Annotated in this window: 16 protein-coding genes; 6 read left to right on the top strand and 10 right to left on the bottom strand. The window is 64.9% G+C overall.

The window, feature by feature from the left end; translation table 11 throughout:
- Positions 1-250 precede the first annotated feature (250 nt).
- Positions 251-2,419 (top strand): TonB-dependent receptor, encoded by a 2,169-nt coding sequence (locus PMI02_RS03545; RefSeq protein WP_036502111.1) that lies wholly within the window; start codon positions 251-253, stop codon positions 2,417-2,419.
- Between the two features lie 112 nt (positions 2,420-2,531).
- Here the strand turns inward: PMI02_RS03545 and PMI02_RS03540 are convergent, their stop codons facing one another.
- The 7 genes from PMI02_RS03540 to PMI02_RS03510 all read right to left on the bottom strand — a co-directional run bounded on the left by PMI02_RS03540 (position 2,532) and on the right by PMI02_RS03510 (position 12,538).
- Positions 2,532-3,431, bottom strand: a complete 900-nt coding sequence (locus tag PMI02_RS03540; RefSeq protein WP_007678828.1) for an alpha/beta hydrolase — start codon at positions 3,429-3,431, stop codon at positions 2,532-2,534.
- 16 nt (positions 3,432-3,447) lie between these two features.
- Positions 3,448-4,788, bottom strand: coding sequence for an amidohydrolase family protein (locus tag PMI02_RS03535; RefSeq protein WP_007678826.1), 1,341 nt, complete (start codon positions 4,786-4,788; stop codon positions 3,448-3,450).
- Positions 4,789-4,861: 73 nt separating this feature from the next.
- The gene (locus PMI02_RS03530; RefSeq protein ID WP_052025419.1) at positions 4,862-6,997 is read right to left on the bottom strand and encodes a prolyl oligopeptidase family serine peptidase; all 2,136 of its coding nucleotides are present in this window, start codon (positions 6,995-6,997) and stop codon (positions 4,862-4,864) included.
- Between the two features lie 666 nt (positions 6,998-7,663).
- Complete coding sequence (locus PMI02_RS03525) at positions 7,664-8,365, bottom strand: FadR/GntR family transcriptional regulator (RefSeq protein WP_007678820.1); 702 nt, start codon at positions 8,363-8,365, stop codon at positions 7,664-7,666.
- A gap of 31 nt (positions 8,366-8,396) precedes the next feature.
- Positions 8,397-9,971: an efflux transporter outer membrane subunit gene (locus tag PMI02_RS03520; protein ID WP_007678817.1), complete on the bottom strand. Its 1,575-nt coding sequence runs from the start codon at positions 9,969-9,971 to the stop codon at positions 8,397-8,399.
- On the bottom strand, positions 9,968-11,035 hold the full coding sequence (locus tag PMI02_RS03515) for an HlyD family secretion protein (RefSeq protein ID WP_007678814.1): 1,068 nt from the start codon (positions 11,033-11,035) through the stop codon (positions 9,968-9,970). The genes PMI02_RS03520 and PMI02_RS03515 overlap by 4 nt, the downstream gene beginning before the upstream one ends.
- Positions 11,036-11,050: 15 nt before the next feature.
- Positions 11,051-12,538, bottom strand: coding sequence for an MFS transporter (locus PMI02_RS03510; RefSeq protein WP_007678811.1), 1,488 nt, complete (start codon positions 12,536-12,538; stop codon positions 11,051-11,053).
- Positions 12,539-12,803: 265 nt separating this feature from the next.
- Here PMI02_RS03510 and PMI02_RS03505 point away from each other — a divergent pair, with 265 nt between their 5' ends.
- Positions 12,804-13,247 (top strand): universal stress protein, encoded by a 444-nt coding sequence (locus PMI02_RS03505; protein ID WP_007678808.1) that lies wholly within the window; start codon positions 12,804-12,806, stop codon positions 13,245-13,247.
- Positions 13,248-13,430: 183 nt separating this feature from the next.
- On the opposite strand, the gene PMI02_RS03500 is transcribed toward PMI02_RS03505, so the two are convergent.
- Positions 13,431-14,411, bottom strand: a complete 981-nt coding sequence (locus PMI02_RS03500) for an ATP-binding protein (RefSeq protein WP_238538970.1) — start codon at positions 14,409-14,411, stop codon at positions 13,431-13,433.
- Between the two features lie 282 nt (positions 14,412-14,693).
- Positions 14,694-15,665: an alpha/beta hydrolase gene (locus PMI02_RS03495; RefSeq protein ID WP_007678801.1), complete on the bottom strand. Its 972-nt coding sequence runs from the start codon at positions 15,663-15,665 to the stop codon at positions 14,694-14,696.
- Between the two features lie 75 nt (positions 15,666-15,740).
- Between PMI02_RS03495 and PMI02_RS03490 the strand changes: the two genes are divergently transcribed.
- From PMI02_RS03490 to PMI02_RS03475, 4 genes are all read left to right on the top strand, one after another.
- Positions 15,741-16,352, top strand: a complete 612-nt coding sequence (locus PMI02_RS03490; protein ID WP_202948599.1) for a TetR/AcrR family transcriptional regulator — start codon at positions 15,741-15,743, stop codon at positions 16,350-16,352.
- Positions 16,353-16,660: 308 nt separating this feature from the next.
- Positions 16,661-17,164, top strand: a complete 504-nt coding sequence (locus tag PMI02_RS03485) for a sigma-70 family RNA polymerase sigma factor (protein WP_036502101.1) — start codon at positions 16,661-16,663, stop codon at positions 17,162-17,164.
- Positions 17,154-17,795 carry an NrsF family protein gene (locus tag PMI02_RS03480; RefSeq protein WP_007678793.1) on the top strand — a complete coding sequence of 214 codons (642 nt, stop codon included), beginning with the start codon at positions 17,154-17,156 and terminating at the stop codon, positions 17,793-17,795. Before PMI02_RS03485 ends, PMI02_RS03480 begins: the two co-directional genes overlap by 11 nt.
- Positions 17,796-17,918: 123 nt before the next feature.
- Positions 17,919-18,500: a DUF308 domain-containing protein gene (locus tag PMI02_RS03475; RefSeq protein ID WP_007678789.1), complete on the top strand. Its 582-nt coding sequence runs from the start codon at positions 17,919-17,921 to the stop codon at positions 18,498-18,500.
- Between the two features lie 4 nt (positions 18,501-18,504).
- Here the strand turns inward: PMI02_RS03475 and PMI02_RS03470 are convergent, their stop codons facing one another.
- Entirely contained in the window at positions 18,505-19,398 is an 894-nt protein-coding gene (locus PMI02_RS03470; protein WP_007678787.1) for a LysR family transcriptional regulator, read from the bottom strand.
- Positions 19,399-19,480: the final 82 nt, after the last annotated feature.

The raw sequence follows: 19,480 nt of genomic DNA, 5'->3' as shown, positions 1-19,480 counted from the left end.
CGCCAACATCCAATATCGAGCCGGGCAAAGGGTCCAAACCCGTAGAATCACCGCATCGCGCTTGGCCCCCTCACCTTCGCTATCTTGGATGTTTAAGCGGACCGCCCAACAGGTGAGCTTGAGTTCGCAAGACCCGCCGAACTCCGCAAGAGGGTTCGAGGGAACGGCATAACGCGTCGGATGGTGGCAACAAGGAATCTGCGCCTGGGGATGGCGCAAGGTTCAGATCGATATGAGGGACTGATTTATGATGACTTCTCGTTATGGACTCGCTGGTTCGGCCGCGGCCCTTGCCGTATCGCTCGCAACGGTCACGCCCGCCACCGCGCAGGAGCGCCCCAGCCAGAACACCGTCGCTGACAACGGCGACATCATCGTCACCGCCACCAAGCGCAACGAGAAGCTGCGCGAGATCGCCGGCGGCGTCACTGCCATGACCGGCGACGAACTGCAGCAGATCGGTGCGCAGGAGTTCAAGGACTACCTGACCCGCACCCCGGGCGTCGCCTTCAACGAAGGCCCGCCGCAGAACTCCACCGCCGTCATCCGCGGCGTCGGCACCACTGCCGGTCTCGACCAGGGCCAGGGCACGACCGGGTACTTCATCAACGAAATCGCGCTAACCGAGCCGGGCTACGCGATCGTGGTGCCCGACATCGACGCCTTCGACGTCGCTCGCGTGGAAGTGCTGCGCGGACCGCAGGGTTCGCTGTTCGGCTCGGCCTCGCTGGGCGGCGCGATCAACTACGTCGCCAACATGGCCGACGCCTCCGCCTTCGACGCAGCCGCCGAGACCGGGCTGTCCTCCACCAAGAATGCCAGCGGCGAGCTGAGCTACCGCGCCAAGGCGATGGTCAACGTGCCGATCATCAGCGACAAGCTGGCCGCGCGCGTCACAGTGACGCAGCGCGTCGATGCCGGCTACATCGACAACGTCGGCACCGGCGTCAACGGCGCCAACGACATCCACAATCTGGGCCTACGCGGCTCGATCGTGTGGACTCCGGACGCGGATACCAAGCTGACGTACCTGGGGCTCTACTACCGCACCAAGGCCGACGACAATTCCTACGCCCAGCTCGACGTCGGCGAACTGGCACGCTCCTCGGCGTTCGAGCCGACCGAGAAGTACTCCACGCAGATCCACTCGCTGCGCCTCGACCACGACTTCTCCGGCTACAACTTCACGATGATCGGCGCTTACAACCGCAAGACCGGCGACCTCAAGTTCGACTACACGCCTTATTACGAGTTCATCAATCCGGGCAAGATTCACTCGTTTCTCCAGGCTGGCAAGAGCGACACCTACTCCGTCGAGGCACGCATCGCTTCGCCGGAGGGCAAGACCTTCGACTGGCTCGTCGGCGCGACCTATATCGACACCGCCAAGACGTTCGAAGAGCACCTCACCTCGCCGGGTGTCGGCGCCGTGCTCGATCCCGCGTTCCTGACTGGCCCCGACGAATATTATTTCGGCCTTGGTGATACCAAGGCGTTGGAAACTGCTGCTTTCGGCGAAGCTAATCTCCATCTCGGTAGCGTGACGATCACTGGCGGCGGCCGCCTGTTCCGCAACGAACAGAAGCGCCGTGTCGAGCAGTACGGATACTTCTATCCCGCCGGAAACGTGGTCCCTGGCTACAAGCTCAAGGACAGCGGCTTTACCCCCAAGGCTTCCATCAAGTACGAAGTGTCGCCCGACATGATGTTTTATGCCCTCGCCTCCAAGGGCTACCGCTTCGGGTCGCCGAACCTCGGCCTTATCCCGCTCGCCGGATTCGACACCCCGGCCGGCACGACCTCGGACTCCTTGTGGAACTACGAGGTCGGTACCCGCCTCTCGCTCGTCGACCGCAAGGTGCTGCTCGATCTGACCGCCTTCCAGATCGACTGGAAGGACATCCAGGTCCGCCTCACCCGCCCGGACGACTTCACCTACGGTGCCAACGCGGGCAAGGCCCGAATCAAGGGCGTCGAGGCCAGCCTTGCGGTCAACCTGGGCGGCTTCAGCTATGCGTTCAACGGCACCTACCTCGACGCCAAGATCATCGACGAGATCGACACGGCGAGCGGCGTGATCCCCTCGGGCAAGCGCCTGCCGTCGTCGGCGAAGTGGCGTCTTTCGAACACTGCCAGCTACAACTTCGGCGGTGACATGGAGCCCACCGTCATTCTGATGCACCGCTACGTCTCGGCCTCGCCGGGCTACCTCAACGACGACACGACGTTCCCCGCGTACAACATCTTCGACGCGCGCGCCTCGGTGAGCCTGCAGGGCCTGACCCTCACCGCCTTCGTCAACAACATCGGCGACAAGCGGGCCGTGACCTTCGGTTACGGCAGCGATCTCAACGGGCAGACGCAGTTCTACGTCCGCCCGCGCACCTTCGGCGTTCAGGCCAATTGGTCGCTGCGCTGATCGGAACCCGGTGGCGATGAGCGGCTGGCTTGATCCGCAAGCCAGCCGCTCATCGCTTCTCTCCCGTACGACGGCTCCGAATTCGGCCCAAGGTTCTGATGGCCAATGCTATTCACGGCAGCCCTGCCACGAACCGCATGACCTGAGTCATCGAGCGGTAGGGTACGGTCAGGTGCTGCTCGCCTTCGAGCTTGGTGAAGCTGGTGCGCAGACCGTAGGCCGAGAGCGGCTCCAGCCGTTTGAAAAGGGCCTGCGCATCCCAGGTGATCGAGGCCGTGTCGTCGCGTTCTCCGGTCAGCAACATCAGGCGACCGACCGGGGCGGCTATCTTCCCCGCCGTCAGCCGGGCGGTGAAGACACGCTCCTCGGCCAGGATGTCCTGGTCGTTCCACCATTGGGACGGGCTGGCCGCGATGACCGCTTCGAAGACAGTGGGCTGGCTGTAGAATACATGCAGCGCGAAGAGGCCGCCCAGCGAATGCCCGAACAGCGATTGCCGCCCCGCCGCCACGGCGTAGCGCTTCGCGATCTCCTCGCGCAGCTGTCCCGTCAGGAACCGCGCGAAGTGTTGACTGCCACCTGCGCGCAGGCTTGCGAAAGCCGCCGTCGAAGACGGCATCGCGGCTGGCCAGGCGGGGGTGAGGTCGTAGAGCCGGCGCTGCATGTCGTACGCCTGTTCGGTGGGATAGCCGACGCCCACGACGATCGTCGCGCCGCTCGCCATCTTCCCGAATTCCTCGACGCGCCGCTCTCCCGCGAAGCCGGGAAAGAGCGCGTTGGCATCCAGCACGTAGAGCACTGGGAATCCTCCGGGAGGTGCCGCCTGCGAAGGTTTCGAAATGAAAATGCGATAGACCTGGCCGTCATCGGCGGCGGTCAGGTCGAAGACTTCTGTGTCCGGCATGGCATAGGCTGCGGCCGGCGGCGGCGCTTCGGCGGCGAACGCCGCCGCGCCGCCGCCGGCCATGGCGACGCCCGCCAGCAAAGGAAGCGCGATTGCCCTTCGGTACATCGGTGTTCCCTTTCGCCTATACGTTGGCTGGAATGAGGTTCTTGTGGATCACGCCGCCTTTGATGATGGTCAGAAGGTTGCGTTCGTGGTCTTCGAACAGCGTCAGGTCGTCGAGCGGATTGCCCCGGACCAGCAGCAGATCGGCCCAGGCCCCTTCCCGGACCACGCCCAGCGGCGCGGCGCGGTAGGGGTTGCGCTTGCCGCTCTGCGCGAACAGTTCACAGTTCCCCGAAGTCGCGATGCGCAGCACTTCGGCGTTGGGAAACAGCGTGCCGAGCCTGGGCAACATGGCGTTCTCGGTGCGAGAGGTCGCGGTGCGCGAGAACAGGTCGGTGCCGAACGCGATCTTGACCCCATGCTTTTTGGCCAGTCGCACACTCGACTGCCAGCCACCATCACCCAGCGATTCGGCGGCCTTCACCAGTTGCTCCGCGGTAAGGACATTGTCGCCCGCCTCGAACGGCTGGGTGGACAGCCATGCGCCCTTTTCGGCCATCAGCGCAGCCGTGGCGTCGTCGATCAGGTGCCCGTGCTCGATGGAGCGAACGCCCGCCTCGAGGCACCGGCGCACCCCGGCCGCGGTGTAGACGTGGGCGCACGCGTAGGTTCCCCAATCCGATGCGGCCTGTACGATCGCCCGCAACTCGTCGGGTGTGAACTGGAGGGTGTCGATCGGATCGTGGTCGGAGGTGACGCCGCCGCCGGCCATGATCTTGATCTGCGCGGCGCCCCGCTTAAGCTGCTGGCGCGCGGCGGCTAGGACTTCGGGCACCCCGTTCGCCACGATCGTCATGCCCTCGCGCCGGTAATGCGACGGCGCGCCGCCCAGCGTCGGCGGCAGTTCGTCGACCGGATCGAAATCGGCATGCCCGGAGGTTTGCGAGATCGCGGCACCGCTGGGGTAGCACCGAGGCCCAGGCATGATGCCCTGGTCGATCGCGTCGCGGATACCGAAAATCGACCCGGCGGTGTCGCGCACGGTGGTGAAGCCGCGCATCAATTGCTGCTGCGCGTCCTTGAAGACGAGCGCGACGGAGACGGGATCCTGCGGCCCCATCCACGGCACGCCCTTGACCGCCGCCATGTGCCAGTGCGCGTCGGTAAGCCCGGGCATCAGTGTCTGGCCGGCCCCATCGATCACCGTGGCGCCGGCAGGGACCGGGATGTCCCCGCTCGAAATCGCGTCGATGCGTTCGCCGACGATCCGCACGTTGCGCCGCTGGCGAGCGCTCCCCGTGCCGTCGAACAGCCAGATGTTGCGGATGACGATCACCGACGGGGCGGGAGAAGCGGCGCCCAGCAGCGGCAGCACCAGCAGCGCCCCCACGGCGCTGCGGCGGCTCAGGTGCAATGTCATCGTTCCTCCCTTAACATCATGATATCTCGCCCATATCCGCATGCGCGTCGGCCCATGCGCATCGTCCAACGCGTCAACGCTGAGGCACTGACCCCCATTTGCCCTCGGCAGCCCAGATCGCGAAGGCGTGATAGAGCGCCCGCCGCTCGGCATCGGCTGCCGGGCCCGGTAGTCCGACATGGCCGCCGACGGAAGCGACCCTCGTCATGATCGGGTTGCCGCCCGTCGTCAGCGCACGCGCGCGAACCGCGAACTTGAGCGGATCGGTGTACATGACCCGGTCGTCTGCCAAGCTGCCGAGAGTGAGCAGCGCAGGATAGTTGGCGGGCTTCAGGTTGTCATAAGGCGCATAGCTGAGAATGTAGGCGTAGTCCTCCGGCACACGCGGGTCGCCCCAGAACGGCGTCGCGGTGCCACCCAGGGGATGGTCCTTGATGTCCATCTCGCCCAGGGGATCGAGAAAGGGCGAGCGGCCGATAATCCCGGCGAACAGCTCGGGCCGCTGTACGAACGCCGTCCCGATTACAAGGCCTCCGGCGGAAAAGCCCTCCGCCACGATCCGGCGCGGTGCCGTATAGCCCTTTGCGACGAGGTAATCGGCGCAGGCGATGAAGTCCTCGAAGGTGCGCTTCTTGCCGCGTGCAAGCACCTGCTGCCACCAGCCGTTCCCGCGCTCGGCTCCGCCGCGCACGTGGGCGATGGCAAAGCACCAACCGCGCTCGACGAGGGCGAGGTCGGCGGGCTGGAACGTCGGCGTCTGGCTATCTCCGTACGAGCCGTAGGCATAGAGGTACAAGGGGCGCGGGCCCTGCTCCCCATCACGCGATCGGAGCAGCGTGACCGGCACTGTCACGCCATCGGTCGAGGGCACGGCGAAGCGCTCCACCACATAGCGCGAGGGATCGAACTGCGGCGTAGCCGGCGTGGCTCCCCGCTTCAAGGCGCCCGTGGCGAGTACCAGCTTTTGCGCGCGGCGCGGCAGTCTCGGCGATTCGTAGCCGAAGGCCAGGGCGGAGGCGTCCCAACCCTGACCCGGCGGCACCTCGAGCGCATAGGCTGGCTCGTCGAAAGTCAGCTCCTGCTCCCTCCCGTCGATCTGCATCATCACGATCTGCGGATTAGCCTCACGCCACTCGACGCGGACCAGTCGATCCTTGAATGGATGCAGCGCTTCAATCAGGCGACCGGGCCGATGGGGGACCAATTCACGCCAGTTGGCGCGGCCCGGCGCCGCGACCGGCGCCGTCATGACCTTCATGTCAACAGCGCCATCGGCGTCGGTGAGGATCAGTAGGCGATCGTCCCAATGGTTTACGGTGTAGCGCAGGTTGGGTGTCCGCGCCTCGACCAGGGTCGGGGTTGCCGTAGGATCGCTAGCGGGGACAAGATAGCTCTCGCTGGTGGAGCCGTTGGAAAGCCGGATGATGACAAAAGCGCCCGAGGCGGTGGTCTCCACACCGACGAACAGCCCGCTGTCCGGCTGATCCAGGATCTTTACGTCTTCGCCCGTGCGCATATTGCGGCGCCATACGGCATCCGCGCGGCCCTCGGTACTACGGCCGACCCAAAAAAGGTAGTGGCCAGCGGCATCGAAGGAGAAACTCCCGTGGGCCTGATCGATGTCGGTCACCAACATGCGTCCGCTCGCAATCTCACGGACCCGCACCTGAAACTGCCCCGATCCAACAAGATCCTCGGCCCAGCCGACCAGTTTTTGATCCTGGCTGCGGCAAGGGCTATCCCAGTGGAGTGCGAAGAACTCGTGACCGTTTGCAAGCGCCGAGGGATCGAGCACCACCTGCTCCGCGCCGCCGCCGAGGGGTCGGCGCAGATGAGTTGGGTAAGGCGCACCCCCGGCTTGTCTAGCGTAGTAAAGGAAGCCGCCGTCTTCGACCTCTATCGCCGCAGGTGCGGCGGGCTCGATCTGGGCCGCACGCCCTCGCAATTCAGCCTGCAACGGCAACGTCGGTGCGAGCATGGTGTCCGTATAGCGATTTTCGGCGTCGATCACGGCCCTGATCGGGCTTTCCAGTGCATCGACATTGCGAAGGACGTCATGCCAGTGCTCTGTGCGAAGCCAAAGGTATTCGTCAGGACGGGTTGGACCGAAGATGCCAGCCTGCCGCGGGATGCGCGCGGGCTTCGGCGGCACCGGCCAGCGCGAGGAGGACAGCACGGGGTCGCCGATGATCCCGACAAGGCCGGCCACGCTTGCCGAAGCCAGGAATTGTCTTCTTCCAATCATCGTGATCTCCAAGCTGCATATGGCATCGGCTCCACAATCGGCCTGCCCGGAATCCTCGGGTGGCCCGGAAGGCACTCCGTTGATTTAGACGGATGTTCCCCCGATCCTTACGTCCCAAGAACATCCAACATTCGGAAGATGAGGGGACCAACCCAGGACGCAAGCCACTTTCGCAAAGTCCGCCCTCATTCCGGTCGTTCCCGAGGAAAAATGGGTTGCCCGATTCCGGCCCTTCATTCATCGCCTTAAAGTGGGACTTTGCTGCCGTTCTTTGTGCTGCGCTCAAACGGCAGAATTCGCCGCAACCCGCCGTTCGCTTGCCGGCGAGGATCGGTTACGCGGACGAACGCTCGGTTGCAGGCCACTGTTCTGGGCTCCGAAATGGCCGGTATGACGACAACGCCACCGGCTCGTGATCGCTCTCGAGCGACTTGCCGAGCGAGGCGCAGTCGGCAGCGTCGGGTATGAGGTCTGATATGAAAGCACTTCCAGCTTCATCGCCGGGTGCAAGGTGATATTCAGAAGACTCCAAAAACCCAGTATGATCCGGGCTAAGGAGGATGCTTGAGACCGTTACTCTTCGATTTGGCCGCCATCTCGCCAAAGAAAACCATTAATTGCTAACTGCGCTCAAGCATCAATAATTTCAGCAAGCTTGTGAAGCATCGGAGCGACAAGCGCATGCGCCGCTTTCGCGGCCCCGTCAGGGTCGCGGCGCTCAATGGCCCGCACTATGCGAGCATGGTCCTCCGCCCGTGGCTCCGGCAGTGCCTTTTCTGTAAGAACCATCCGTGTGTTTTCACGAACAGACGTTGAAAAGTAACGATAGAGTTCGGCCAACGCGGTGTTGTGCGCGGCGGCGGCGACTGCAGCGTGGAAAGCAAGGTCGCGATCCAAAAAATCGCTCAACTCTCCCTCTGCAAGCACATCACCGCGTGCTTGCAGCAGATTGTTGAGCCTTTCGAGATCCTCTTCCGTGCGACGGGCTGCGGCCAGACGCGCGGCTTCCGTTTCGAGCATGGCGCGCAATTCGAAATGATCCCGAAGGCTGGAATGGTTGATCCTGCGCATGATCTCCCCCGGATCGACGCTGGACCGAACATAAGTCCCATCGCCTTGCCGGACCTCCAGCACTTCTCCGTGAGAAAGGACGCGTATCGCCTCGCGAACCGTGTTTCGGCTGACCTGCAACATGTCGGCCAGGTCAGGTTCTCGCGGAATACGTTCACCCACCGCCCAGGCGCCGCTCTCTATCTGGGCGCGAATGAGGCCGATCGTGGTGTCGACGAGCGATCTTCGCGGCGCTTGGGGAAGAGGTGGTGTTGGTGACATTTGAGCCCGATGTTGTTTTCCGGCTGCTCTCTTACATCCGATGATCCCATTTTACCAACGAGGGGCTGTTCGCCCGAGTGGTCTGTGCAGGGAAATCTATTTGCCAACCGCCACCAAGAGCCTTGTATAGACTGGTAAGGGCAACGGCAGTCTCGGTACTGCTCTGCGTGTACGAACGCTGGCTGGTCAGAAGCCGGTCCTGAACAGTCAGGACGTTCAGGAAATCGATCGCGCCCTGCTTATACTGGGCCTCGGCCGCAGCGAGCGCGATCCTGGCTTGCCGCACTGTCTCCTGCCACTGGTCACGCTGATCCTGCGCCGCATTGTAGGCGGTCAGCGCGTCATCCACCTCGTGCCAGGCCTGTAGCACGGTCCGCTGATAGACGATCGCCGCCTGTTTCTGCTGTGCCTGACGTAATTCCAGCGTCCCGCGCAGGCGGCCGCCCTGGAAGATCGGCAGGCTTACCGCGGGGCCGAAGCCAAATTGCCGCGAGCCCCAGGTTCCCAGGTTGGAGAGTTGCAGGGCCTGGATGTCGAGGCTGCCCGAAAGGGTGATGCGGGGATAGAAGTCGGCCTTGGCGACGCCGATCTGGGCCGTCGCCTCGTGCAGTCGCGCTTCGGCTTCGCGAATGTCGGGTCTCTGGCGTGCGAGCGACGAGGGCAGACCGATCGGAAAGCGCGACGGAACCGATGGTATCGGCATTGCGACCGCCAGTTCCGCGGCAAGCGCGCGAGGTGGGGCGCCGAGCAGGAGGCTCAGCGCATTGATGAGCTGCGCCTCGTCGCGCAAAAGCGCTGGCAGCACGGCCTTAACCGCAGACACCTGAGCCCCGGCATTCGCCACGTCGAGATTGGTCGTGGCACCGTTGGCCAGACGGAGCTGCGTCAGCGAAAGGGTATGTGTCGCAATGTCGAGGTTTTGCCGCGTGATCGCGATCTGCGCCTGAACTCCGCGTAGCTGGAGATAGTCCCGGGCCGTTTCGGCGAGCGCGGTGACGAGAATACCGCGCCGGGCATAGCTGGACGCCTCGAGCGCGGCATCTGACGCCTCCACCCCGCGCCTCACCCCGCCCCACAGATCGAGTTCCCATGAGGCATCGAAGCCATATTGCCACAGATCGAAAGGCGGAGATCCATCGCCGCCCGGTATCGCAGCCGGTCCGAAACCCGGCCCCCCATTGGCGACCGTTTCACTGCTCTGACGCTCGGTCGTTCCCAACAGTCCAAGCACGCCGTTCGGACTTGCCCGCTCACGCGCGTAAGAGGCGTTGCCGTTGACTGAGGGGTATCGCGCACTGCCCGCGATCCGGCGCGCGGACCGACTTTGGGACAGTCGCGTCGTCGCTTCCGCTACGTCCAGATTGGCGGCAGCTACCCTGCTGGCCAACGACGTCAGTTCCGGATCGGCAAAGACGTTCCACCAGGCGGGATCCGCGTCGCTCGCCTCCGCCTGGCTCGCGGCGGGGTCGCCGACCGGCGGAGCGAAGGCTGGCGGAAGCGTCGCCACCGGTTTGTGCCAGTCCGGTCCCTCCATGCACCCGCTCAGGAGCAGACTACCCGCAATCATGAAATGAAGGGCGACGCGCCTCACGCGTTCGGCCTTCATCGCCCCATCCCGCCATGAGTTGCCTGCGGCATGCCAGGGCTGCCCGTATCGAGGTCGACGTCGACGGACATCCCGACCCTCAATTGCCGAACAAGCGGCTGACCGGGATCAAGCCGGATCTTCAGGGGGATGCGCTGCACGACCTTGGTGAAGTTCCCCGTCGCATTGTCCGGCGGGATCGGGGAGAACGCTATTCCGCTGGCCGGCGCCAGGCTGTCGACCGTCCCGCGAAGAGGCTGGCCCGGGAAGGCGTCCACGGCGATCCGCGCGTGCTGCCCTCGCGCAACATGAGTGAGCTGGGTCTCCTGAAAATTGGCGATCACATAGGCTTTCTCAAGCGGCACCACGGCGAGGAGGGACGTGCCCGGGTTCACGAAATTCCCCACCCGCACGCTGCGTTGGCCGACAATGCCGTCGACCGGGGCAAGGATATGCGTGTAGCGCAAATTGAGCCTGGCCTGCCGGAGGGTTGCTTCCGCGCGCTTCACGCTGGCGACCGCCTCGCGGCGCTGCGCTTCCAGAATGGGAATTTCATGTTTCACGGCGGCTACGGCCGACACGTCGCGGTCCCGGTTCGCCGAAGCCTGTTCAAGCTGCGACGTTGATCGCTGTTGCTGCTCGACAGTGCCTGCCCCCCCTGCAGAAAGATTGTGATAGCGTGTCGCATTGGCGCGCGCGAAGCGGAGGGCCGCCGTGTCGGCCCGGACCGTCGCCTCCTGCTGGCCGATGACAGGCTCATGGCGGGCAATGCTCGCGGTCAGATTGTCGACCTTGGCCTGTGCTGCGACGAGGGCCGCCTCGGCGTCTTCGACGGCAACGATATAATCGCTGTGCTCGATGTGGGCGACTTCCTGTCCGGCGCGGACGCGCTCATTGTCCTCCACCGCGACCCGGTCTACGAGCCCGCCGACCTTCGGGGCGACGACCGAGAAATCGGCGCTGATGTAGGCGTCGTTGGTCCATTGGCTCCGGCCGTAATCGACCAGAAGAAAATCGACAGAAATGGCGGCGGCCGCGCAGAGCGCGACACTCCCGCCGAGGATTAGTTTGGTTTTCCGTTGCATGGGTCGTTCCGCAGGTCAGCGCGCCACCGGCGTCGAGGCGCTCGCGGAAGCGGGCGGATAGACGCGTGGAGGCAGCAGGAGGAGGAGGAGAAGGAGGCCGGCGACGATGCCGATCGCAACCAGGTTGATGTCAGCGGCGGTCAGGACCACCGCCTGCGTATGCACCCGCTCCGCAAGGGCGGCGAGATCCTCCGGGGCCATGCCCAGCGCGTGCAGGGTCGGCATCGCGCCGCCATATCGGTCGAGCAGGATATTTGAATGGGTATGCTCGCGCCATGTTTCGAGGAAGCCGAGCAGGCCGGCAGCAATGGCGTTGGCGAAACCTTTCGTCATGTTGAACATGCCCGAGACGAACGGTCCGTCTGTCGGCGCGAGCTTCATCGTCGCGAACATGAGGATCGGGATGATCGCCATGGGCTGTCCGAAGACCTGAAAAGCCTGCAACAGATAGAAATTGCCGCGATACCAGTCTGCCGTGACGAAGCTGGTGCCGAAGGCGGAGGCGGCCATCAACAGCAGACCGCCAGCCATCACCCATCTGCAATCGACACGCCGGATGTTGCAGAGCGCGGCCACGAGCGGCAGTGCGAAAAGCTGTGGCAGCGCGATCGCCAGCGACAGTGGTATAATCTGCAACGGCCGGTAGCCACGCACCTCCATGAGATAGGTGGCGGGGACTTCAAGGTTCACCACCGCCAGCACCAGCACCCCGGCCACTGCGATCAGCGAAAAGGTCACGTCGCGCGAACGCAGCATCTGAAGCCGAAAGAACGGAAGAGGATGAAACCATTCGTTGACGAGGAACATCGCAAACAGGAAGATGCCGCCGACGAACAAGTGGCAGATCAGCGGCGAGCGGAACCAGTCCAGCCGGTCCCCCTGCAACAAACCTATGACCAGCATGCAGATTGCCGGCAGGCCGAGCACGACGCCGCGCCAGTTGAACTGGCGGAACCGCTCCAGTTTCAAGGGGTCCTGGGGCAGGCCATAGGCCACCAGCAGCATACTCGCCGTGCAGAACGGGATCGCCTCCCAGAAAACCGCGCGCCATCCGAATATCTCGAAACAGAAGGCTGCTAGCGCCGTGGAGATGTTCGGTCCGGTCGTTGCGGTCAGCGCGTAGATTCCGAGACCATAGATCTTCAAATTGGGCGGCAGGTAGCGCAGCGCGACCGTCATGAGCATCGGCGGCAACGCGCCGCCGGCAAAGCCCTGTACTGCGCGCAGCACATAAAGGCTGGGCAAATTCGGCATGAACGGCGCCAAGGCAGCGAGCATCGCCAGCAGGCCGGTCATCGTGATAGTGAAGCGCCGCAGCGAGAAGGTCACGGCACACCACGGCGCGAAGGCCATCGCCGACACCTGGAACGCATTGTAAAGCGCCGTCAGCCATGTGCCCTCGTCGTGACCGATGCCGAGCGCACCGCGGATGTCGGTGAGATCGACGCCCGTAACGTGATCGTTGAAACCCGATACCAGTACAGCCAGCAGCACGCCCACCATGCCGGCGGCGATGCGGGGCGAGAATGGCGCAGGCCCGGGGACTGGCGCGGAGCCTGGAGTTGGCAACGCTGTCACGCCGGCCCGGCAATCCTGGCGACGCCGGCACTAGCCCGAAAATGTCCGCTGCTTTCCATCGACGGATGCCCTTTCTGACGGAGGCTCTCGTCCCTTTGACAATATGGTGCGACGGCCATAAACATAGATTCAACCTAACATAGGATGTTTGGGTGTTCTACAGCCATATTGAATTGCGGGAGTCAAGAGGATGCTTGGAAAGTTACTGCTCTGCGTCGATGGATCGCACCGGACGGGAGCGATCATCGCCACTGCCGCAAGTCTCGCCACTGCTTGCGACGCGGCTGTACGTGTCCTGTGCGTCGTCGATCCCGCCTACTATCTGGACGGGATACCCGACGGGGCCGACGAGGTGGACTTCCCAGCCGCTGCGACGGAACATGAGGCGGCCGTTGAACTCGTGCACGAGGTTGCTCTAAGCCTGCGCGACAGGGACATCGACGCAACGGGCCATGTCCTGAGCGGCACTCCCGTCAAGACGATCCTCAGCGCCGCGCAGGAGTGGGAATGTGAAGCGATCGTCCTGGGCCACCGGCACCTGTCCTGGTTCAGGCGGCTTACCGACCGGTCGATCTGCTGGGAGGTACTGGAGCAGGCGCGCGTACCGGTTCTCGTCGTACCGGACCCTGTGTGAGGCACCGAACAACGGGCTGACGAGAACGAAGAGCGCCATGATCGAGACGCCGGCGGCGCAGGATCATGAGCAGGCAGCGATTTGCTGACCTGGTGATGATGCCGACCGGGGCCCCGGTCGGCAGGTCTCATCGACGCGCCGTGAGGGCCCCTCGCCCGGCGGTTCCTTTCCGCGGAGCGGGCATCAGGCCGCCGCCATTTGCCGGGCAGCGACATGACGGGCGAACTGCACCGCCACACGACCTGACCGGGAACCCCGACGCCTTGCCCAGTTCTCCGCTTCGCGCACAAGCTCATCGGCTTCGAACGCGTCCGCCAGGAGTCCGAGGTGACCGATCACCATCGCCAAATAATCGTCCTGCGCGGCGTTGTGGAAGCCCAGGCTGAGGCCGAACCGGTCGGCCAGCGAAACCTTCTCCTCGACCGCCTCGCTGGCGTGAAGCGCGGACGATCGTTCGTTCTCGATCATTTCGCGGCGCAGCAGATGCCGCCGGTTCGATGTGACGGCGAGCAGCACGTTGGCCGGGCAACCCCGGATGCCGCCATCCAACACGGCCTTCATGCTCTTGTAGCCGCCGTCCCCGTCGTCGAACGAGAGATCGTCGAAGAACAGCAGAAAACGGCGGTCGACACCCGATATCCGTTCAAGCAGGCCCGGCAGTGTCTCGATGTCGGATCGCGGCACCTCGACGAGGGCAATGCGCCCTTGCGTTTCCGCATGGATCGCCGCGTGCGCCGCTTTGGTCAGGGAGCTCTTGCCGGTCCCGCGCGCGCCCCACAGCAACATGTGGTTGGCGGTGGCGCCGGCCCCGAAACCGCGCAGGTTCGCAAGCATCTCGGCCTTCTGCGGCTCGATCCCGACCAGGGCCGATAGCGGGACATGGTCGATCGCGGGCACCGGGATCAGTCTGCCTTCGAGCCCGGCCCAGTAATAGCCCGGGTGAGCGTGCAGATCGCTCGGCTCCGCCTTGGCTGGAGCGAGACGTTCGAGCGCAACGGCGATGCGCTGCAGGATCGGAAGCAGGTCGGCCAGTTCGGGCGCGCGTTCATGCGCCCCTCCCGGACCATCGGGGGACGACTTGGACATGATGTAGCTCCGCCATGGCTTCGGACGCGCCGACAGCACCGATGTTGAGTGGATATTGGGAGAATGGACGTTCGTCACGATGCGCGCCTGCAAAGGAAAGCCACGGCTTTTCTTGATGGCGCGTTGGTTGACGTTAACGCCTACGACCGGGGCGGGTCATCCCTCCGGCAGGAGATCAATAGGGCGCGTATTTTCGCACTGCAAGAAAAACGCGCCCAGTCCTGATATTAAATCCGGATCGATGATCATATTAAATCCGGATCGATGATCGTCTCGGCAAAGGGGCGGCCCGGTCGGCCACCGATCCGGCCGCAAGCCGGAGCGACGGGAAAACCGACCGGGACATGCCGTGCCGAACCGTCAGGCCGATCGGCAGGATCGGTCGAGGAATCGTGCCATGCCCTCGTTCGCCGCCCGGGCCAGATCGCCTTCCAGGGCGTTGAAGCCGTGATTGCCGCCCGGGTACAGGGCAAGCTCGGACGGGTTGCCGGCCGCCTGCCAGCGCATATGCATGAACAAGCTGTCGTCCAGCAGCGGGTCGATCGTGCCCACGGTGACGAACGCCGGCGGCAGGTCGCTCAAATCGGCATAGAGCGCAGAGACGCCGGGATCGCGCAGATCTGCGGCGCAGGCGTAGGCGGCCGCATAGATCGGCAGGTTGGCATGATCGACAAACGGCGTGCCGCTCGATGCGCGGGCGCTTGGGGTCATCGATACGTCGAACCAGCCGAACAGGAGATTGGCCGCGCTGAACGCACGGCCCCTTCCCATGTCGCGCAGACGCACCAGCGTCGAGACGGCGAGGTTGGCACCAGCCGACTCGCCCCCGATCGCCAGCCACGAGACGCCGAACTCGGTCTGCGCATTGTCGATCAGCCACAGTGCGGCGGCAACGCAGTCATCGACGCCGGCGGGGAAAGGATCTTCCGGCGCGAGGCGGTACGCCACGGAGACCGATGCCATCCCCGCCTCGCGCCCGAACATTTCGAGCAGGCCATCCCAGGTATCGTTGCTGCCGACCGTAAAACCGCCGCCATGGACATGGAGATAGACGCCGCGCGGACTATCGGGCGCGATGATGCGCAGGGTCACCGGACCGGCCGGCCCGGCGATTTCCAGCGTGCGCGCGCGCGGCGATCGCGGGAACGGCGGCAGGCCCGCCTCCCCTCGCGAATAGGGTGCGCGCGCGGCGGCGAAATCGGCCGGCGGTGTCAGCGATGCCAGCGTCGCGGCCAGCCTGTCATTGACGGCATGGGTCTCCGCCGAAACCGCCTCCGGCCGGAAGATGTCGTGAAGGGCGTGGAAGCGTGCGAAATCAGGGGTATTGGCCATGTTCGTCCTTTCGGCTATATATAACAATGACCGTTCTAATAAATGGCAAAGCGGATAATTACAACAATGATCGTTGTGGAAAATAAGCGAGGGCGGGGCCGGCCCCGTGCCTTCGACCGGGACGAGGTTCTCGAGAAGGCGATGCAGATGTTCTGGGCGGCGGGGTACGAGGCGGCGTCCGTTCCCATGCTGACCGAAGCGATGGGCATATCCGCGCAGAGCCTCTACGCCGCCTTCGGCTCGAAAGAGGCGCTCTACAAGGAGGCGCTGGACCGCTACCGTGTGACGATCGGCGGGTTCGCGGCGCGCGCTCTGGACGAGGAAGCGGACGCGCTGGTCGCAGTCGAACGCGTCCTGCGGGATGCGGCAACGACGTTCGCGCGAACCGTCGGCACGCCCGGCTGCATGATCGCCACGCCCTCGACCGGCGCCGCCGAAGCCGAACTGACGATGCTGGGCCGCACTCTGCGCGCCGAGAGTATGGAAAGGATCGAACAGCGGCTGGCACGCGGCATCGCCGGGGGCCAAGTGCGGGCCGACGCGGATTGCGCCGCCTGGGCGCGCTACGTCGGATCCGTCGTGCAGGGGATGTCGGTTCAGGCCAGGGACGGGGCTTCGGCGGAGTCCCTGCTCGCCGCCGCGCAGATCGCCGCACTGGCGCTGAAAACGCTCAGGCCCGCGGGCTAGTGCGTCTGGACGCCCATTCGCGCGCGTTCGCGGCGATCCGGATAAGGCTGAATAACGCCATGCCCGGCGCCCGCCGAAGCGAAGGATCAGGTGCGGCCAGGTACGACCTTCCCGGCGGCGTCATTCCGCCGTCCGGCGAACGCCCTGGAAAAAATTCGGCGGCGAGTGACCGAAACTTCCCCGCGCGCGAATAAGCAGTCATGGGTTCGGACTTTCTCTCGAGATTGATCTCAAAGCCGGCTTCGAGCGCGCGGCAGCCCGGTCGCGCGCAGCCGCCCCGGACGGCGGCGGACAGCTGGGGCAGCCTGATGGTGGCCGCCCAGAACGGACATGGCGGCGCGTATCGCCGGTTGCTGGCGGAGATGTCCGAATGGCTCACCCGCTACTTCCAGCGGCGGCTCCCGCCGGGCGACGTCGACGATGCGGTTCAGGAGACGCTGCTCGCGGTTCACCGGCGACGCCACACCTACGACCCGCAGTATCCGCTCACCCCCTGGCTGGCGGCGATCGCCAAGAACAAATGGGTCGACCAGTTGCGCAGCCTGGCGCGGCGGCCGGTGGAGGCGCTGTCGGACGAGGTCGCGGTCGGGGACCACGAGGCGTCGGTGGTCAGCAGTTCCGTGCTCGCCGGCCTGCTCGAAGGGCTGCGGCCCGCGCAGGCGCAGGCGATCCTGCTGGTCAAAGTGCAGGGATACAGCGTCGAGGATGCTTCGGCCCAGACCGGCCTTTCCCCGTCGGCGGTGAAAATGAACATCCACCGCGGGCTCCAGCGCCTGACGGCCATCATCGAGAAGACCCACGATGTCGCATGAACCCCTGATCCTCGACCTGTCGTCCGATCTCGCGCCGGTGCGGCGCAGGAACATGCTGCGCGAAGGCGGGCTGGTCCTCGCGCTCGCCGCTGCCGAACTGGCGCTGTTCCAAGCCATGGGCGTGATGCGGCCGGACATGGACCACATGACCGGCTCGCCGTTTCTGATCTGGCGGGTGGGAAGCCTCGGCATCCTGGCGGTGATCGCCTGCGTGCTGGCGCTGCGCTCCTTCGCGCCCACCGCGCGGCCCCGAAAAGGGCTGATGCTCGCCTGTGCAGTAGCGATCCTAGCGATCGTGGGCGGCGCGTTCGTCACCCCCGACGGCATGGGCGAGCGCGCCCTGCTGGATCGCATCGATCCGGCGAGAGGCGTGATGTGCGCCGTTTCGATCTTCGTGCTCTCGCTTCCGGTCGCGCTGCTGCTGGGGGCGCTGATGCGCAGGGCCGCACCGACCCAGCCAAGGCTCAGCGCGCTCGCCTCGGGCATCGCGGCGGGAGCATGCGGAGCCTTCGTCTTCGCCTTCTGCTGCCCGTTCAACGACCCGCTGTATGTCGTGGTCTGGTATACCGCCGGGTGCGCCGCCGTGGCCGCCGCGGCGCGGTGGGGCCTGCCGCGACGCTTCCGCCTCTAGCCACCCCGCGCCGGCCGATCGCAAGGCGGCCCGGCCTCGGGAAAAACATCCACTCCGCAACGGCCAACCCGATTTTCGGGAAGGGAAGCCTGCGTCCTCATTTTCCAGAAAAGGAATGCCGCCATGAAGACCGTCATCGAAGCGACCGCCCCGGATCGCGGTTGGCTCAAGACCTACTACTATCTGCGCTTTGCCGTATCGGCCGCCTGGGTCGCGCTCGCGTTCACGGCCGCGAAGAGCATGCCGCCGCTGGCTGCGGTGATGCTGGTCGCCTACCCCGCCTGGGACGCCGCTGCGAACTATCTCGACGCCAGTCGGAGCGGTGGCCTTGTAAAGAACAAGAGCCAGATGCTCAACTTCCTCGTCAGCGTCGTGACCGCGGTCGCCGTCGCCGTAACCTTGCCGCACGGCATGCACGCAGTGCTCCAGATCTTCGGCGTGTGGGCGATTCTTTCCGGCCTCTTCCAGCTCCTTACCGGCGTGCGCCGCTGGAAGTCCTACGGTGCGCAGTGGGCGATGATCCTGAGCGGCGCGCAGTCGGGCCTCGCGGGCGCGCACATGCTGAGCAAGGCGGCCGGCGCCGCGCCGGTCGGCATCACGGACATCGCGCCCTATGCCGCTTTCGGCGCCTTCTACTTCCTGATCTCGGCCGTCTCGTTGACGGTCAGCGGCGCGCGCCGGCGATCCAAAGCAGCGGCGGCCTGAGCCGTTACGGCCGCCGGCCAGCCTGCCGCACGAACGTCCTGAAGTTCTTCGTAATCACGCTGCGATCGTCCATCCTCGTCGCCAGTGCATTCCTCGCGGTGGGCGCCCTGCCCTTTATGGGCAGGTAATTCACCCCGCTCACCGCCGCATTCGCCACATGTTCAGGCACGATCGAGACGCCGATGCCGACGGCCACGAGATTGGCGATCGAAGTGATCTGGGAGGCGATCTGGCCGATCTGCGGTTCGAAGCCGACTTCGCGGCAGGCGCCGATGACTTCGTCGTAGAGCGCCGGTCCCAGCACCCGCGAGAACATCACGAAGCGCTCGTCGGCGAGTTCACCAAGCTCGATCGCATATTTGCCTGCCAGGGGATGCTCCGCCGGCACGACCGCCATCATGCTCTCCGAAGGGAGCGGCAGAAGCGTCACGCCGGTCGGCGCATCCTCGCCCGGCCGGATGAAGACCGCATCGAGCCTCTGGTGTGTCAAACGGTCGAGCAGGTGGATGCTGTTCCGTTCCTCAAGCTCCAGCTCCACCTCGGGGAAGGCGCGCCGAAATTCCCGGATGGCGTGGGGGACGATGCCGTTGAAAAGGGTCGAGCCGGTGAAGCCCACGCGAAGACGACCGACCTCTCCGCGCCCCCCGCGCCGGGCCATGCGAACGGCGCGCTCGACCTGTTCGAAGGCGGCCGGCACCTCGGCAAGAAACGCGGCGCCAGCCTCTGTCAGTTCGGCACCCTTCGGTACGCGGCGGAACAGCGAGACCCCCAGTTCTCGCTCAAGGTCGTGGATTTGCGAGCTGAGCGGCGGCTGCGCGATGCCCAGGCGCTCGGCGGCGCGTCGGAAATTGAGCTCCTCGGCGACGGCGAGGAAGTATCTGAGGTGTCTGAGTTCCATGGTCGACGTGATATATCGAACGTATCACCAATGACACACGATATATTGGATGTGTCGCGGTGGTATATCTATTTCCGCTCCC

The sequence above is a fragment of the Novosphingobium sp. AP12 genome (assembly GCF_000281975.1).
Taxonomy (GTDB): domain Bacteria; phylum Pseudomonadota; class Alphaproteobacteria; order Sphingomonadales; family Sphingomonadaceae; genus Novosphingobium.
Note: the sequence above shows the minus strand (reverse complement) of the source record. Positions and strands in the feature narration are given on the sequence as shown.

Excerpts from the sequence above, each read along its gene's own strand:
- PMI02_RS03470 (WP_007678787.1), bottom strand. The coding sequence starts at position 19,398 with ATGGAACTCAGACACCTCAGATACTTCCTCGCCGTCGCCGAGGAGCTC.
- PMI02_RS03485 (WP_036502101.1), top strand. The coding sequence starts at position 16,661 with ATGGTGGCCGCCCAGAACGGACATGGCGGCGCGTATCGCCGGTTGCTG.
- PMI02_RS03535 (WP_007678826.1), bottom strand. The coding sequence starts at position 4,788 with ATGACATTGCACCTGAGCCGCCGCAGCGCCGTGGGGGCGCTGCTGGTG.
- PMI02_RS03480 (WP_007678793.1), top strand. The coding sequence starts at position 17,154 with ATGTCGCATGAACCCCTGATCCTCGACCTGTCGTCCGATCTCGCGCCG.
- PMI02_RS03520 (WP_007678817.1), bottom strand. The coding sequence starts at position 9,971 with ATGAAGGCCGAACGCGTGAGGCGCGTCGCCCTTCATTTCATGATTGCG.
- PMI02_RS03505 (WP_007678808.1), top strand. The coding sequence starts at position 12,804 with ATGCTTGGAAAGTTACTGCTCTGCGTCGATGGATCGCACCGGACGGGA.
- PMI02_RS03495 (WP_007678801.1), bottom strand. The coding sequence starts at position 15,665 with ATGGCCAATACCCCTGATTTCGCACGCTTCCACGCCCTTCACGACATC.
- PMI02_RS03545 (WP_036502111.1), top strand. The coding sequence starts at position 251 with ATGACTTCTCGTTATGGACTCGCTGGTTCGGCCGCGGCCCTTGCCGTA.
- PMI02_RS03510 (WP_007678811.1), bottom strand. The coding sequence starts at position 12,538 with ATGGTGGGCGTGCTGCTGGCTGTACTGGTATCGGGTTTCAACGATCAC.
- PMI02_RS03525 (WP_007678820.1), bottom strand. The coding sequence starts at position 8,365 with ATGTCACCAACACCACCTCTTCCCCAAGCGCCGCGAAGATCGCTCGTC.
- PMI02_RS03515 (WP_007678814.1), bottom strand. The coding sequence starts at position 11,035 with ATGCAACGGAAAACCAAACTAATCCTCGGCGGGAGTGTCGCGCTCTGC.
- PMI02_RS03475 (WP_007678789.1), top strand. The coding sequence starts at position 17,919 with ATGAAGACCGTCATCGAAGCGACCGCCCCGGATCGCGGTTGGCTCAAG.
- PMI02_RS03540 (WP_007678828.1), bottom strand. The coding sequence starts at position 3,431 with ATGTACCGAAGGGCAATCGCGCTTCCTTTGCTGGCGGGCGTCGCCATG.